We start from the raw sequence: 13707 nt of genomic DNA, 5'->3' as shown, positions 1-13707 counted from the left end.
CATTACGTTGTTGGCGATGAAGAGGCTGTAGTAGCGGTAGGCGACCAGGTAAATGGCCACGGCTGCGACGACGATCCAGAGGGCGTTGATCGGCTCTCCGCGGCGCAAGGCCACGACACTCAGCGCACAAGCTCCCAGAACAGCCACGGCAAACCAGGCGAGGTGTTTAACCAGACGGGTTGTCATTGCGTGTCTCCTGCCGATATCCAGTGGATTGCGGCGATTGTTTTTATAGTGTGCCCCGGCTATTCGGAGCCGACCCAATATCCCTGCAAGCCGTCAATAAATAAATCCGCAGTACTACGTACGGCTTACCTACGTAGTACTACGTAGACACCCATTCCCACAGGTCTTATGCCAGCCACCCAGGTTTGGCATATGATGCCCGCCATCCACCTCCCCCCGCCGAATCCGGACAGGAGTACAGATGCTGCTCAAACACAAGATCGTCGCCCTCGGGATTTTGCCGCTGGTCCTGGCGATTACCGTTATTGGTGCCTTGGTCATCTCGCTCAACCGCCAGCTGGGCGATCAACAGGCGCAACTGATCGAAGACAGTATCCTGGCGAGCAAACGCGCCGAGCTGAAGAACTACGTGGAAATGGCCCAGAGCCTGATCGCCCCGCTTTACGACGACGGCAAGGGCGACGCACGGGCGCAGCAACAGGTATTGGAAGAACTGCGCAAGCTCAGCTTTGGCATCAACGGTTATTTTTTCGTCTACGACCGGCAGGGTCGCAGCCTGATGCACGCCCGCCAATCGGAGCTGGTGGGGCAATACCTCTGGGACATGAAAGATCCGCAAGGCCTGCCCGTGATCCAGGCGTTGCTCAAGAGTGCCGAATCAGGCGAGGGCTTTCAGCGTTATGCCTGGAACAAGCCTTCCTCCGGACAAGTGACCGACAAGCTCGCCTACGTCGTGATGCTGGATCGCTGGGGCTGGATGCTCGGCACCGGGATCTATCTGGAGGACGTCGAACGCGCCACCCAGCAGGCACGCGACGAAGTGGCCCAAGGCATCCACACCACCATGCAGGCCATCGCCGCCATTGCGCTGGTGGCGGTGCTGTTGGTATTTGCCGGCGGCATCACCCTCAATGTCAGCGAACATCGCCTGGCCGACAAGAAGCTCCAGCGTCTGAACCAGCGCATCGTCAGCTTGCAGGAAGAAGAACGCTCGCGGGTGTCTCGCGAGCTTCACGACGGCATCAGCCAACTATTGGTGTCGATCAAATTCCAATTCGAACTGGCCAGCCATGTGCTCGAAAATGGCCAGGAAAACGGCCTGGGTATCCTGAAAAACGCCACGGATCGCCTGGGTGAAGCCATCGGTGAAATCCGCAGCATCTCCCACGACTTGCGCTCTTCATTGCTCGACACCCTGGGCCTGCCGGCCGCCATCGGCCAGCTCGCGGCAGAATTCGAGCAGCGCAGTGGCCTGGAGGTTGCCTACCGGAGCAACGAATTCGATTGTCGCCTGGAAAACGGCGCCCCCGTCTCGCTGTTCCGCATTGCCCAGGAAGCGCTGACCAACATCGAGCGACACGCCGGGGCGAAACGTGTCGCCATCACCCTGTTCGGCTCGAGCCAGTCCTTGCGACTGACCGTGGTCGACGATGGGATGGGCTTCAACGTCCCGCAGGTCGAACGTGGCCATACGGGGATCGGCCTGCGTAATATCCGCGAACGGGTCGAGCATTTCGGCGGACGGCTGGAACTGACATCGGTACCGGGACGAAGCGAACTGGATATCCTGTTGCCCATGACCATGCCCGCCACGGAAAGCTGATGCGCATTCATTTCAACAAGAGCACCTGCCCATGAACCTGCCTGCGGCTATACGCGTCGCGTTGGTCGACGACCATTCCCTGGTCCGCGACGGTATCCGAGCCCTGCTGTCGGTCATGCCCCGGCTGGACGTGGTCGGCGAAGCGGAGAATGGCGTGCAAGCGATCGAAATGGTGGAGCGCTGCCAGCCGGACCTGCTGCTGATGGACATCGGCCTCAAGGACATGAACGGCCTGGAGCTTACCCGGCTGCTGGGCAAGCAGTACCCCAGCCTCAAGATCCTGATCTTGAGCATGTACGACAATCATGAATACATCAGCGAATCGGTGCGCGCCGGTGCCAGCGGCTATGTCCTGAAGAATTCACCGTCCAAGGAAATCGTCGCCGCCATCGAAGCCATCATCAGCGGTGGCACTTTCTACAGCGCCGAGATTGCCCAGCGCCTCGCCACCGACCCGAACACCGACAGCGAGCTGACGCCGCGCGAAAGCCAGGTCCTGGCGAAAATGGTCCAGGGGCTGAACAACAAGGAGATGGCCCGGGAACTGGACATCAGCGTGCGCACCGTCGAAACCCATCGCCTGAGCATCCGCCGCAAGCTCAACATCGATAAACCCGCCGCCTTGGTGAAATACGCGATCGACCATGGGCTTATTTCCCGCTAAGCCACGCACCGCTGTAGTGGCGAGCCACAGTTATCCAGCGTAATAACCCGGTTGTTCAAGATCCGCCAACAACCCCGGCCCGTTTGGCATCCAGCCCAACAAGCCACGGGTATATTCGCTGGACACCGCCATGTTTGCGCTCGCCATATGAGCGAACCAGCCGAAATGCTCGCGCTCCCGGGACTCGACCGGCAACCCCAGGCCGCGCCCGATCGCCTCGGCGATGGCCTTGAACGAGACGGCTTCGTCGGCGACGGCGTGATAGACCGATTGCGTCACACCCTGCTCCAAGGCCAGCCGATAAACCCGTGCGGCATCCAGTCGATGCACGCCCGACCAGCAATGGCTGCCCTCTCCAGGAAAAGCAGACACGCCCTTCTCCCGCGCCAGACGAATCAGGATCGGCACAAACCCATGGTCACCGAGACCATGCACCGATGGCGCCAACCGCACCGTTGCCACGCGCACCCCGCGCTCGGCCAGGTCTCTCGCCGCAGCTTCGGATTTACGTGGCGAGGCCGGGCTGACCACTTCCAGTTCACTCGCGCCCCGGGTCAATCCGAACAGGCCCGACGTCACCAGCAAAGGCCGGTCGGAGCCTTGCAATGCGCCACCCAATGTTTCGATGGCGCGGCGATCCTGCTCGGCATTTTCGGCAAATCGCGAGAAGTCATGATTGAATGCGGTGTGGACCACTGCGTCCGCTGCCGAGGCGGCCTTGTGCAAGACGTCCAGGTCATCCAAGCTTCCTCGGACGACCTTTGCGCCGGTCGCCGCGAGTGCGGCAGCCTTGTCTTCGCAGCGGGCCAGGCCGGTGACGTGATGCCCGGCACCGATCAGGTCCTGTACCACGGCCGAGCCAACCCAGCCCGTGGCACCGGTTACGAATACGTGCATGTGCAACGCTCCTGTTCTGGAAAAAGCAAAATCAAACGCCCTCTATAACCCAAAGACGGCTCAGGATTTGTATTGAACTTGTACTGCCTGCCCTCTCAGCAGCATCAAAGCCACCCCGAGCGACAATGCAACGGCAATGGCGCCGCCCAGGTAAACCGCACCGATCCCCCAGCCACTCGCCAACAGGCCGGCCAGCGGGCTGGTGATGCCCAGGGAAATATCGAGAAAGGCGACATAAGCCCCCATGGCGAGGCCACGGTTCTGTGGCGGTGCACGCCGCACCGCTTCCACGCCAAAGCCTGGGAACGCCAGGGAATAACCGAAGCCGGTGAATGCTGCGCCCAGGTAGGCGATGGTCGCGGTGTCGGCGTCCCAGATCAGCAGCAGACCAACGGCCTCGATCAATACGCAGACCAAGGCGACACGAGCGCCGCCGATCTTGTCCGGGAGGTGCCCGAAGAGCAGGCGCGCTCCGATGAACGCAAGACCGAACGCGGTGAAAGCCAACGACGCGTTGCCCCAGTCCCGAGCCGCGAACAACAGGGCGATGAACGCCGTGACGACACCAAAGCCGACGCTGCACAATGCCAATCCCATACCGGGAACCCACACAACGCCGAGCATTTTGTAAAAGGGTATACGCCGGGTCGCCGTCGGGGCGACAGCCCGAACACCCGCCACGACTGCCAAGGCCAGCAGCGGAATGAACGTCGAGGCCATGGCGATGCCCATGAAACCCCAGCCAGTGTTCAGTGCCACGCCGAGCGGAGCACCCAGCGCGTAGGCGCCGTACATGGCGATACCATTCCAGGCCATGACCTTGCCCGCATGCTGCGGACCGACCAAACCGATGCCCCAGCCCAACGCGCCGGTCACGATCAGGCTTTCTCCCAGCGCCAGCAGCACGCGGCCGCCCACCAACAGCCAGACCGATGTGACAGGCATGGCAACGAATGTCAGGGAAAGCAGATAAATCAGCCCGGAAACGGCGGCCGTCACCAGCCCGGCCATGACCGCGCGCTTGCCGCCGCGCATATCCGCAAAATTCCCGGCCCAGGCCCGCGACAGCAGCGCTGCGGCGAACTGCGCGCCCACCACCAGGCCAATGACCAGGGTGCCCATGCCCAGCGTTTCATGCAGGTGCAGCGGCAAGACCGGCAACTGCATGCCGATGGTCAGGAAACCGATGAATACGGTCAGCGTGAGCGGCAACAGCTTGAGTGCCGGGCTGGCGCCTGCGGTTGCCTGAGGCGCCGATGAGGCACCGAGATGAATATTTTCTTGAGTCATAAACCCTACCCACGGAAAGGGACGCGATGAGAAGTTGAACTGTTTGCGGAGCCGACTAGAATGCGATCAATTAGTCGCATTCAAGATACGAATAATCCGTCGCATTTCCTATTCGCATTCCCTTTCGAGGTTCATCGCCCTCATGTCCGAACGCCCAGGCCCGCAGATTTCCTCGCGCAAACAGCCGAAACAGGCACGCTCTACCGAACTGGTGGCGGCGGTCCTGGAGGCGGCTGTTCAGGTTTTGGCGGCCGAGGGCGCCCCGCGCTTCACAGTGGCCCGTGTCGCTGAGCGAGCGGGCGTCAGCATTGGATCGGTGTATCAATACTTTCCGAACAAAGCGGCGATCCTGTTCCGGCTGCAAAGTGATGAATGGCAGCAAACCAGTGCAATGCTGCGCAAAATTCTGGAAGACCCGGCCAAGCCACCATTTGAGCGGTTGAGGTCCCTGGTACAGGCGTTCATCCAATCCGAGTGCGACGAGGCGCAGGTGCGCATCGCGCTCAACGACGCCGCCCCGCTCTACCGCGACGCCCCCGAGCACCATGCGGCGCGAGTGTCGGTGCAAGACTCGGTGGACGCCTTCATGCTGCAGGCGCTGCCCGATGCCACAGGACAGGCCCGAGCCCTGGCGGGAGACCTGATCATCACGACGCTCAGCGCTGTCGGTAAGCGCTTTTCGGCAACGCCTCGCACCCGCGGGGAGATCCGGGTCTATGCCGAGGCCATGGCCGATATGTTCTGCGCTTATATGGAAAGCCTGGGGCAGCAGCACGCCTCCCCAGAGGAATGACGGCTCTGCTTCGCACTTCAGTGACAGCCCGCCGACACTTTTACTACACTCGACGGCCTAGTCCTCCCCTTGCGAGACGTCCTATCAATATGAAAACCATAACAAGCACGATGACGTTCTGCGGCCTGCTCGCGCTCTGCGCCAGCGCCTTGGCCGAGCCAACCCCTTCGCACCTCGACCAGGTGCTGCAACAAGGTGAGCTGCGGGTGTGCACGACGGGCGACTACAAGCCCTACACCTACAAGGCTGAGTCGGGAGAGTACGAAGGCATCGATATCGACATGGCCCGCTCCCTGGCGGCGAGCCTGGGCGTCAAGGTGCAATGGGTGCAGACCACTTGGAAAACCTTGATGCCGGATATGGTCGCCGGCAAATGCGACATCGGCATGGGCGGAATATCGGTGACGCTGGAGCGGCAGAAGAAGGCCTATTTCAGCAGCACCCTGGACGTCGACGGCAAGATCCCGCTGGTGCGCTGCGAAGATCAGTCGCGCTACCAGACAATCGAGCAGATCAACCAGCCTTCGGTGCGTCTCGTCGAGCCGGCCGGCGGCACCAACGAAGCGTTCGTGCGAGCGTTCCTGCCCAAGGGCCAACTCGCTTTCCATGACAACGTGACGATCTTCCAGGAGCTGCTGGAGAAACGCGCCGACGTGATGATCACCGATGCCTCCGAAGCGCTCTACCAACAGAAGCTCAAGCCGGGCCTCTGCGCGGTCAATCCGAGCCGTTATCTGCAGTACGGCGAAAAAGCCTACCTGCTGCCCCGTGACGACACCACCTGGAAAATGTATGTCGACCAATGGCTGCATCTGAGCAAGGCCAACGGCAGCTATCAGAAGGTGATCGGGCAGTGGCTGGCGGTTCCCGGGGCACAATGATCCGTTGAAGGCATAAAAAAACCGGTGGAAGCGCGCGTGGCCGCCTCCACCGGTCTGCTTCAATCAGGACATCATCCTCACTGCCCAGCACGCACCTTGGCGATTTCGGCATACATCATCTTCACCAGGTCGCCGTCCAGGGACTTGGCGAATTTGTCGATCACCGGCTGCACGCGCTCGCGGAAGCGATCTTTCTCGGCCGGCGTGATTTCGTTGACGGTCATTGCGCCCGCCAGCGTCGCTTTCGCCTTGTCCATGCTCGCTGCCGTGACCTCGCGCTGGAACGCCTGCGCCTCGGTTGCCGCGGCTCGAACCAGCGCCTTTTCATCATCGTTCAGACGACTCCAGGTTTTCTGGCTGATGATCAGCGACTGCGGATTGAAGATGTGGCCGGTCACCGAAAGGTATTTCTGTACCTCGTAGAACTTGTTGCCTTCGATCACCGTGAACGGGTTTTCCTGCCCGTCGATGGTGTGTTGTTCCAGGCCGGTGTAGACCTCGGGGAATGCCATCGGCACCGGGTTCGCGCCCAGGGCCGTGAAGGTCTCCAGGTAGATCGGCGATTGGATGACCCGGATCTTCAGGCCTTGCATGTCCTCCAGTTTCGTCACCGGATGCTTGCTGTTGGTCAGGTTGCGGAAACCCAGGTCCCAATAGCCCAGGCCGACCAGGCCCTTGCTGTCCAGTTGCGCTGCGAGTTTCTGTCCGACTGGCCCGTCGATGACGGCATGCGCTTCCTCGGCGTTGTTGAACAGGAACGGGAAGTCGAGCATCGCGAAATCCGCGGCCTGGGCGGCGAGGATGCCGGAGTTGAGCACGGTGATATCCAGCGTGCCGCCTTGCAGGGCCGAGACGGTCTGCACATCGCCGCCCAGGGTTCCGCCAGGAAACAGGCGAACCTTGATTTTGCCGCCGCTCTTTTCGCTGAGCAGGTCGGCGAATTTTTGCGCGCCCTGCCCTTGCGGATGCTCCTTGACGTTCTGGAAGGCGAAACGCAAGGTGCGCTCGCGGATCTCGTCCGCGTGGGCGGCCACGCTGCCCAATAGCAAGCCCGTCGCGCACGCCCCGGCCAGCAAGGTTTTCATCAGTTTTTGCATCTCAGTCTCCGATCATTATTGTTGTTAGCGTAGAGCGGTCATGGTTGTCACCGGCGTCAACCAGTGAAGAATCTCAACGGTCCCAGGACCAGCTGGGGGAACAGCACCAGCAAAAACAGCACGGCAAACTGCGCCAGCATGAACGGCCATACGCCGCGCACGATCTCTTCAAAGTCGAGCTTCGCCACGCCGCACACCACGTTCAGCACCGTGCCCACTGGCGGCGTGATCAGGCCAATCGCCGTGTTGATCAAAAACAGCACGCCGAAGTACACCGGATCGATGCCCGCCTGGATCACGGCCGGCATCAGCACCGGCGTGAGGATGAGAATGGTCGGGGTCATGTCCATCACCGTGCCGACCAAGATGATCAACGCCATCATCACCAGTAGCAGAAGGGTCTGGTTGTCCATGAACGGCGCCAGCAGTTCCGCCAGTTGACCGGGCAAGTCGGCGATGGTCACCAGCCACGATGAAACCATGGCCGCCGCCACCAACAGCATCACCACCGAGGTGGTCCTGGCCGAGGACAGGATCACTTCGTAGAGCTGGCTGACCTTCATTTCCCGGTAGATCACCAACGACACGAACAACGAGTACACCGCCGCGACCACCGCCGCTTCCGTGGGCGTGAAAATGCCGAACTTCAGACCGAGGATGATGATCAGCGGCAGGCCCATCGCCCAGCTGCCATCGAGCAAGGTGCGCAGCACTTCGGCACGAGAGCGCTTGGGTGGCGTCTCGACGATTTCGCGACGGGAGATGAACCACCAGGCGACGGCCAGCCCGGCGCCAAGCATCAGCCCTGGCACGATCCCCGCCAGGAACAACTTGGAAATCGACACGCCGGACGCCACGCCAAAGACGATGAAGCCGATGCTCGGCGGAATGACCGGGGCAATAATGCTACCGGCGGCGATCAGCCCAGCCGAGCGCCCCCGGTTGTGCCCGGCCAGCACCATCATCGGCACCAGCAGCGCTGCCAGCGCCGCCGCATCGGCCACGGCCGAGCCAGACAGCGACGCCAACAGGCAGGAGGCAATAATCGCCACGTAACCCAGGCCACCGCGCTTGTGCCCCACCAGCGCCATTGCAATGTTGACGATGCGCTTGGAGAGCCCGCCGACGTTCATGACTTCGCCGGCCAGCATGAAGAACGGCACCGCCATCAGCGGGAAGCTGTCGGCGCCATTAAGCAGATTCTGCGCGATGATCTGGGCGTCGAACAGGTCCAGGTAAAACATCAGCGACACGCTGACCACCAGCAAGGCAAAGGCAATCGGCATTCCCAGCGCCATGCTGCCCATCAACGATCCCAGGAAGATGGCCAAGGTCATGGGCGGGTACTCTTGATGGTGTCGGCGATGGTGTCAGGATTGATTGCCGGGGTATCGCTTTGCTCGACCATCACCAGCTCCTCATCCCTGAGTTTGCCGGACAGTGCCAGGTACAGCTCGTACACCAGGATGGCGCCGGCGCTGGCACCGAACACCAGTCCTGCAGCGTAGAACAACGCCATCGACAGGCCCGAAGCCGGCGCGACCACGTCCAGGTTGATGACCGCCTGTTGCCAACTTCCACTGACGATCAACCAGCAGATGTACAGCATCAACAGGTGGCTGATGATCAGGCAGGCACGCTGGCCCGCCGGCGGCAAGCGCTTGACCAGGCTGTTCATGCCCAAGTGGGCGCGGTCCTTGAGCGCCACCAGGGCGCCCAGGAAAATCATCCAGACGAAGAACCAACGCGACAGTTCTTCCGACACGCTGATGCCGGAGTTGAAGGCATAGCGCAACACGACGTTACCGAACACCAGCACGATCATCGCGACCATGCATAAGACGATCAGCAGCTTTAGCAGCTTGAAATACAAATCGACGACTTTTGTCATCTTCGAGACCTCTCGGACTTTAGGTGCCGACATCCAGCCGGCTCGCCAGTGCAGCTATTAGCGCGGTCGCTAGCGGGTCGCTTGAGAGGTACTGGACGTTGCTTCGGGACGCGAGCAACGGCTTGGGGGAAAGGCGCGTGGCGCTGATGGACGGGTACGCATCGGGTGTTCCTCTTTTTATTATGATCTCGACCCTGCCGGACGAGACGTGTTGCTAAAATGTACCAACCGGTTAGTTCGGTCAATACGCCAGACGCGAGCGGCTGAAAAAACGTGCGATTATCGGCTAGACAACTACCCCGGCCCTACGATGGCTCCGATGATTGAATTGACTGCCGAGCCAACTCCCAACCTATATAAGCAGGCGAACCCAACAGCATTAATTGGATCCAAGTAACCGGTCATCACGAATATTAAAAATAAACTGAACTTAATCGAATTACAGACTTTTTCTTATAGACTTAAATACAACAACTGCCCTGCCTTAGTTCGCCGTTATACAGGCGCCATTTTGCTGACTAGCAAACTCTATCGACCCGATCGTGCGTTCGACAAAAATCCAGCGCCGAAGTAAAAAGCCTGACTCACCTCGAGCACGCAAACAGAAAAATAAAATAAATCCAATTAAATCAGCAGGTAATGCTCTATATGTATTCAAATCCACGAAAAACCCGGCGCACGCCAAAGCCCGGCTAAAAAAATATTAATTAAACTTTTCATATAAAACTTTGCGACAGCAATCTTTGATGTTATTAATCTGCCGCTCCACAAACAGCATGATGCCGCTACGCCACCTCTAAGCGCGTACAGCCCCTGTTGGTCCGTTGGAAGTTACTTAACTTAAATCGCTTGTTTGCTCAAACGCCTCTTCGCGCTTGGGCGAACTGTTGTGCGGCGCAGTCACTGCGCGAGGAAGGGCGTCATCGCAACTTATCAGTCTCGGCTCCGGGTGCTGTCGATTTTTGGTACCCGTCCGGAAGCCATCAAGATGGCACCCTTGGTCAAAGCCCTCGCCGCCGAACCCGGCATCGAGTCGCTGATCTGTGTCACCGGCCAGCATCAAAGCATGCTTGAACAAGTGCTCGACCTGTTCGACCTGAAGGCCGATTTCACCCTCGATGTAATGACGCCACACCAGACGCTCAACTCCCTGACCGCCGCGCTGTATGCCGCCATCGACCCGGTGCTGGAACAGACTCGCCCGGATCGCGTACTGGTCCATGGCGATACCACGTCGGCCATGGTGGCATCGATGGCGTCTTTCCATCGACGTATCCCGGTGGGCCATGTGGAAGCTGGCTTGCGTACCGGCGACATCTACAGCCCATGGCCGGAAGAAATGAACCGCCGCTGCATCGACCTCAGTGCCGATCTGCTGTTCGCTCCCACCGGACAATCGCGCGACAACCTGTTAAATGAACGCGCCCAAGGGCGCAGCCTGGTGACGGGTAACACGGTGATCGACGCGTTGCAGATGAGCGCCGCGCGCATCGACCAGGACGCACGGCTGCGTGACGAGCTGGACCGCCAGTTTCCGTTCCTGCAAACCGGACGCAAGTTGCTGCTGGTAACCGGTCACCGCCGCGAAAACTTTGGCGAGGGTTTTCTCGACATTTGCAAAGCGTTGCGCCACCTGGCCCAGCGCACGGATATCCAGATCGTCTACCCGGTGCACCTCAACCCCAACGTGCTGGGCCCGGTGACCGAACAATTGGGCGACCTGCTCAACGTGCATTTGATCAAACCGCTGGACTACCTGGCGTTCGTGCGCCTGATGCAACACGCCCATGTGATCCTCACCGATTCGGGCGGTGTGCAGGAAGAAGCACCGTCATTGGGTAAACCGGTGCTGGTGATGCGCGACGTCACCGAACGCCCCGAAGCCGTGGCGGCGGGCACCGTGAGACTGGTCGGGACTTCTCCGGCCTCGATCATTGCCGGTGTGGATGCGCTGTTCGACGACGACACCTTGTGGCGCCGCGCCTCACAAGCAGCCAACCCCTACGGCGACGGCCACGCCAGCCAGCGCATCGTCGATGTGCTGATGGGCAGAGTGGTCGAGGACTTCGTCGCGGGTCAGTTGCAGTCGCAACACGAGGCTCTTCATCCGTTGCCGCACGAGGCGCGCGAGTTGTCCGCCGATTTCTCCTAACCACTGCCCCCTTCTTATCGAATCGAGATTTGCCTGAATGAAGCCTTTCGTTGCCCTCCCTACGGGTGCGCTCAGCGCCTTTGCCTGTGGCCTGAGCCTGCTTGCCCTAATGCCGTCCTTTGCCCTGGCTGCGGACAGTCCGCTCACCCAGGCGATTCATCGTCTCAATGCTGACACCCGCCAGGAGCGCGTCGTGCGCCTGAGCGACCTGGGCATCACCGCGCCGATTCTACTCGGCGCCAGCGACGCCCGACGCGAACTGTATCTGCCGGTGCCCGCCGGTGTTGCCCTCAATGACGCGACACTGCAAGTGGACGCCAGTTATCTCAACGGCGAAGGTGGCCGCAACACGCTGCTGTTGTCGCTTGATGGATATCCGGTGCGCGCCGAAGGGCTCAGCGAGGCACAGGGCGACGCCAGCGCGACTTTGGGCGTTGACAAGGCACCGCGTGAAAACGGCTTGGTGCGCTTGGGCATCGCCTGGTCGTCAGTGGTTCCTCGCCCATTGTGCGAAGACGACCGAGTCATCGGCAACGTCCTGCGCATTCAGCCCGAGACGCGCCTGACCTACAGCTACGACGCCAGCCAATTGCGGGACGTCAGCGCAGCCTGGGCCGCACTGCCGAGTGAACCGGGGATCCTGGTCGCGCCGGGCTCATTGTCCGCCACCAGTTACGACGCCGCCTGGAAACTCGGCGTGGCCCTGGCACGTATCGGCAAACACAGCCGCATCCTGCCCTTCCCTGCCCTGCAGGACAGCGTGGACCTCAGCGGCCTGCGCATCCCCGCCGAGCTGCTGAGCATTCCAGCCTTTGCCAGCCTCAATGGCAAAGGCCAGCATACCCTCGCCAACCCGGCCGAGATCGGCGCCCTGCTGATGCTGGGCCAGACCTCGAACGTACAGGCCGACCTGGCGATCAACGACCCGCAACTGCTCCAAGCCGTCAACCAAGCGCTGGATGCCTTGCAGAGTCAGGTCCAGGGGCTCGACGCAACAGCGGCCAGCGCCCTGACCCAATGGCGCGAACAACACGTCAACGCAGGTCTGGCCGCTGCCGGCAGCGACAATGTACGCCTGGCGCTGCTGGGCACGCGCCCGGTGCTGATGATCGCCCCGGACGCCACCGGCAAAGCACTGTCATTGCTCGGTTCGGCGTGGAACAAATTGGCCCGCAGCCGCCAGCTGACGGTGAGCGAAGCGCAGACGCCGTTGAGCGACGATAACCGCGTGGCCCTGTCGCGACTGGGCGGCGCCCCTGGCACCTACGATGTCGCCTCGCGGTTCGACTGGAGCACCTCGTTCCCGTTGGGCAGCGTGGCCTATGACGGTCGTTTGCCGGTCACGGCCGTGGTGGACGTCTCCGCAGCGCCAGGTGCTTCGGACACCGCGCCGGTGGCCTCGCTGTTCTTCAATGACTACCTGATTGGCGCCCAGCAGTTAAGCGCCAATGGTGAATCACAACGCATCCAGGCCCATATCCCTCGTTATGCGCTGGGTTCGAAGAACGTGTTGCGTGTGTCGTTCCAGCGCCAGCCAGTCAGCGATCGGTGCCTGGAAACGCCTCAGGCTTTCCCGGTTTCGGTTTTGCCCACCAGCCATATCGTGCTGGACGCCACCGCGTTGGCCGACGACTTTTCCGGCATGGCCGCACGTTTCGCGATGGACACCCAAGTCCTGGTGCCCCAGGCGTACCTCGACCATCCCGCCAGCAGCCTGGCGCGGGTGATTGCCGTCGCCGATGCAACCGGCGTTTCGCCGCTGCGCGCACAGCTGAAAGTCAGTCCTGACGCCAAAGCCGTGGCCAGCCCGGACAAAGCCTTCCTGGCTTTCGAACTGCCGCTTAAAGACAGCAAGGAATCGGTCCAGGTCGATGATCAGGGTCGCCTGCGCATTCACCACAAGGATCAAGTGCTCCTTGACGTGCAGTCGCTCAACCATCTGGCGTCGCTGCAAGTGGTGCAGACCTCGGGGCAACACGGCCTGGTCTATCGGACCCTGGGCAGCCAGGCGCCGAGCCTGGCCGAACCGATCGTGCTGACCCGTGGTGACGTGGCGATTCTTGGCGACAGCGGCGCCGTTGCCGTCATCGACAGCCAGGATCCCAGTGGCAGCCAGTTGATCGACCGTGAAGAACCCAAGGGCCTCGATGCCTGGCGTAAACCTTCGCTGCTCTGGCTGATTCCCGGCGGCATCGCCTTGTTCTTCATCTTGTTGCTGGCCGGCCGTCTCGCCCGTCGCAATCGCCAGTAACG

General features: G+C 61.0%; 12 protein-coding genes. 6 read left to right on the top strand and 6 right to left on the bottom strand.

Annotation, left to right across the window (positions count from 1 at the left end; genetic code table 11):
• Positions 1-186, bottom strand: a 186-nt coding sequence (locus HU762_RS20900; RefSeq protein WP_186640219.1) for a hypothetical protein, incomplete at its 3' end; no start/stop codon positions are given.
• A gap of 241 nt (positions 187-427) precedes the next feature.
• On the opposite strand from HU762_RS20900, the gene HU762_RS20895 reads away from it, so the two are divergent.
• Together HU762_RS20895 and HU762_RS20890 are read left to right on the top strand one after the other, a co-directional pair.
• A complete protein-coding gene (locus HU762_RS20895) occupies positions 428-1789 on the top strand; it encodes a cache domain-containing protein (RefSeq protein WP_186640217.1) in 1362 nt (453 codons plus the stop codon).
• 31 nt (positions 1790-1820) lie between these two features.
• Complete coding sequence (locus HU762_RS20890) at positions 1821-2453, top strand: response regulator transcription factor (protein WP_186613793.1); 633 nt, start codon at positions 1821-1823, stop codon at positions 2451-2453.
• A 30-nt stretch (positions 2454-2483) separates the two neighbouring features.
• Here HU762_RS20890 and HU762_RS20885 read toward each other — a convergent pair whose 3' ends face one another.
• Together HU762_RS20885 and HU762_RS20880 are read right to left on the bottom strand one after the other, a co-directional pair.
• On the bottom strand, positions 2484-3350 hold the full coding sequence (locus HU762_RS20885; RefSeq protein WP_186640215.1) for an SDR family oxidoreductase: 867 nt from the start codon (positions 3348-3350) through the stop codon (positions 2484-2486).
• Positions 3351-3410: 60 nt separating this feature from the next.
• Positions 3411-4640: an arabinose transporter gene (locus tag HU762_RS20880; protein WP_186640213.1), complete on the bottom strand. Its 1230-nt coding sequence runs from the start codon at positions 4638-4640 to the stop codon at positions 3411-3413.
• Positions 4641-4782: 142 nt separating this feature from the next.
• Here HU762_RS20880 and HU762_RS20875 point away from each other — a divergent pair, with 142 nt between their 5' ends.
• Positions 4783-5433 (top strand): TetR family transcriptional regulator, encoded by a 651-nt coding sequence (locus HU762_RS20875; RefSeq protein ID WP_186640211.1) that lies wholly within the window; start codon positions 4783-4785, stop codon positions 5431-5433.
• An 89-nt stretch (positions 5434-5522) separates the two neighbouring features.
• On the top strand, positions 5523-6314 hold the full coding sequence (locus tag HU762_RS20870) for a transporter substrate-binding domain-containing protein (protein ID WP_186640209.1): 792 nt from the start codon (positions 5523-5525) through the stop codon (positions 6312-6314).
• A 77-nt stretch (positions 6315-6391) separates the two neighbouring features.
• On the opposite strand, the gene HU762_RS20865 is transcribed toward HU762_RS20870, so the two are convergent.
• From HU762_RS20865 to HU762_RS20855, 3 genes are read right to left on the bottom strand one after another with little or no spacing between them, the layout of a single operon-like run.
• On the bottom strand, positions 6392-7411 hold the full coding sequence (locus tag HU762_RS20865) for a TRAP transporter substrate-binding protein (protein WP_186640207.1): 1020 nt from the start codon (positions 7409-7411) through the stop codon (positions 6392-6394).
• Between the two features lie 56 nt (positions 7412-7467).
• On the bottom strand, positions 7468-8748 hold the full coding sequence (locus HU762_RS20860) for a TRAP transporter large permease subunit (RefSeq protein WP_186640206.1): 1281 nt from the start codon (positions 8746-8748) through the stop codon (positions 7468-7470).
• Positions 8745-9302, bottom strand: a complete 558-nt coding sequence (locus HU762_RS20855; protein ID WP_186640204.1) for a TRAP transporter small permease — start codon at positions 9300-9302, stop codon at positions 8745-8747. The genes HU762_RS20860 and HU762_RS20855 overlap by 4 nt, the downstream gene beginning before the upstream one ends.
• A 988-nt stretch (positions 9303-10290) precedes the next feature.
• Between HU762_RS20855 and wecB the strand changes: the two genes are divergently transcribed.
• Complete coding sequence (wecB, locus tag HU762_RS20850; RefSeq protein WP_238340416.1) at positions 10291-11454, top strand: UDP-N-acetylglucosamine 2-epimerase (non-hydrolyzing); 1164 nt, start codon at positions 10291-10293, stop codon at positions 11452-11454.
• Positions 11455-11491: 37 nt separating this feature from the next.
• Positions 11492-13705, top strand: coding sequence for a cellulose biosynthesis cyclic di-GMP-binding regulatory protein BcsB (locus HU762_RS20845; RefSeq protein ID WP_186640202.1), 2214 nt, complete (start codon positions 11492-11494; stop codon positions 13703-13705).
• The last annotated feature ends 2 nt before the right edge of the window (positions 13706-13707 follow it).

Source organism: Pseudomonas sp. SWRI92 (assembly GCF_014268685.1).
GTDB classification, from domain to species: Bacteria; Pseudomonadota; Gammaproteobacteria; order Pseudomonadales; family Pseudomonadaceae; genus Aquipseudomonas; species Aquipseudomonas marvdashtae.
The sequence above is the reverse complement of the archived record's forward strand: the minus strand, read 5'-3'. Positions and strand labels throughout refer to the sequence as shown.

Excerpts from the sequence above, each read along its gene's own strand:
- HU762_RS20895 (WP_186640217.1), top strand. The coding sequence starts at position 428 with ATGCTGCTCAAACACAAGATCGTCGCCCTCGGGATTTTGCCGCTGGTC.
- HU762_RS20890 (WP_186613793.1), top strand. The coding sequence starts at position 1,821 with ATGAACCTGCCTGCGGCTATACGCGTCGCGTTGGTCGACGACCATTCC.
- HU762_RS20885 (WP_186640215.1), bottom strand. The coding sequence starts at position 3,350 with ATGCACGTATTCGTAACCGGTGCCACGGGCTGGGTTGGCTCGGCCGTG.
- HU762_RS20880 (WP_186640213.1), bottom strand. The coding sequence starts at position 4,640 with ATGACTCAAGAAAATATTCATCTCGGTGCCTCATCGGCGCCTCAGGCA.
- HU762_RS20875 (WP_186640211.1), top strand. The coding sequence starts at position 4,783 with ATGTCCGAACGCCCAGGCCCGCAGATTTCCTCGCGCAAACAGCCGAAA.
- HU762_RS20870 (WP_186640209.1), top strand. The coding sequence starts at position 5,523 with ATGAAAACCATAACAAGCACGATGACGTTCTGCGGCCTGCTCGCGCTC.
- HU762_RS20865 (WP_186640207.1), bottom strand. The coding sequence starts at position 7,411 with ATGCAAAAACTGATGAAAACCTTGCTGGCCGGGGCGTGCGCGACGGGC.
- HU762_RS20860 (WP_186640206.1), bottom strand. The coding sequence starts at position 8,748 with ATGACCTTGGCCATCTTCCTGGGATCGTTGATGGGCAGCATGGCGCTG.
- HU762_RS20855 (WP_186640204.1), bottom strand. The coding sequence starts at position 9,302 with ATGACAAAAGTCGTCGATTTGTATTTCAAGCTGCTAAAGCTGCTGATC.
- wecB (WP_238340416.1), top strand. The coding sequence starts at position 10,291 with ATGGCACCCTTGGTCAAAGCCCTCGCCGCCGAACCCGGCATCGAGTCG.
- HU762_RS20845 (WP_186640202.1), top strand. The coding sequence starts at position 11,492 with ATGAAGCCTTTCGTTGCCCTCCCTACGGGTGCGCTCAGCGCCTTTGCC.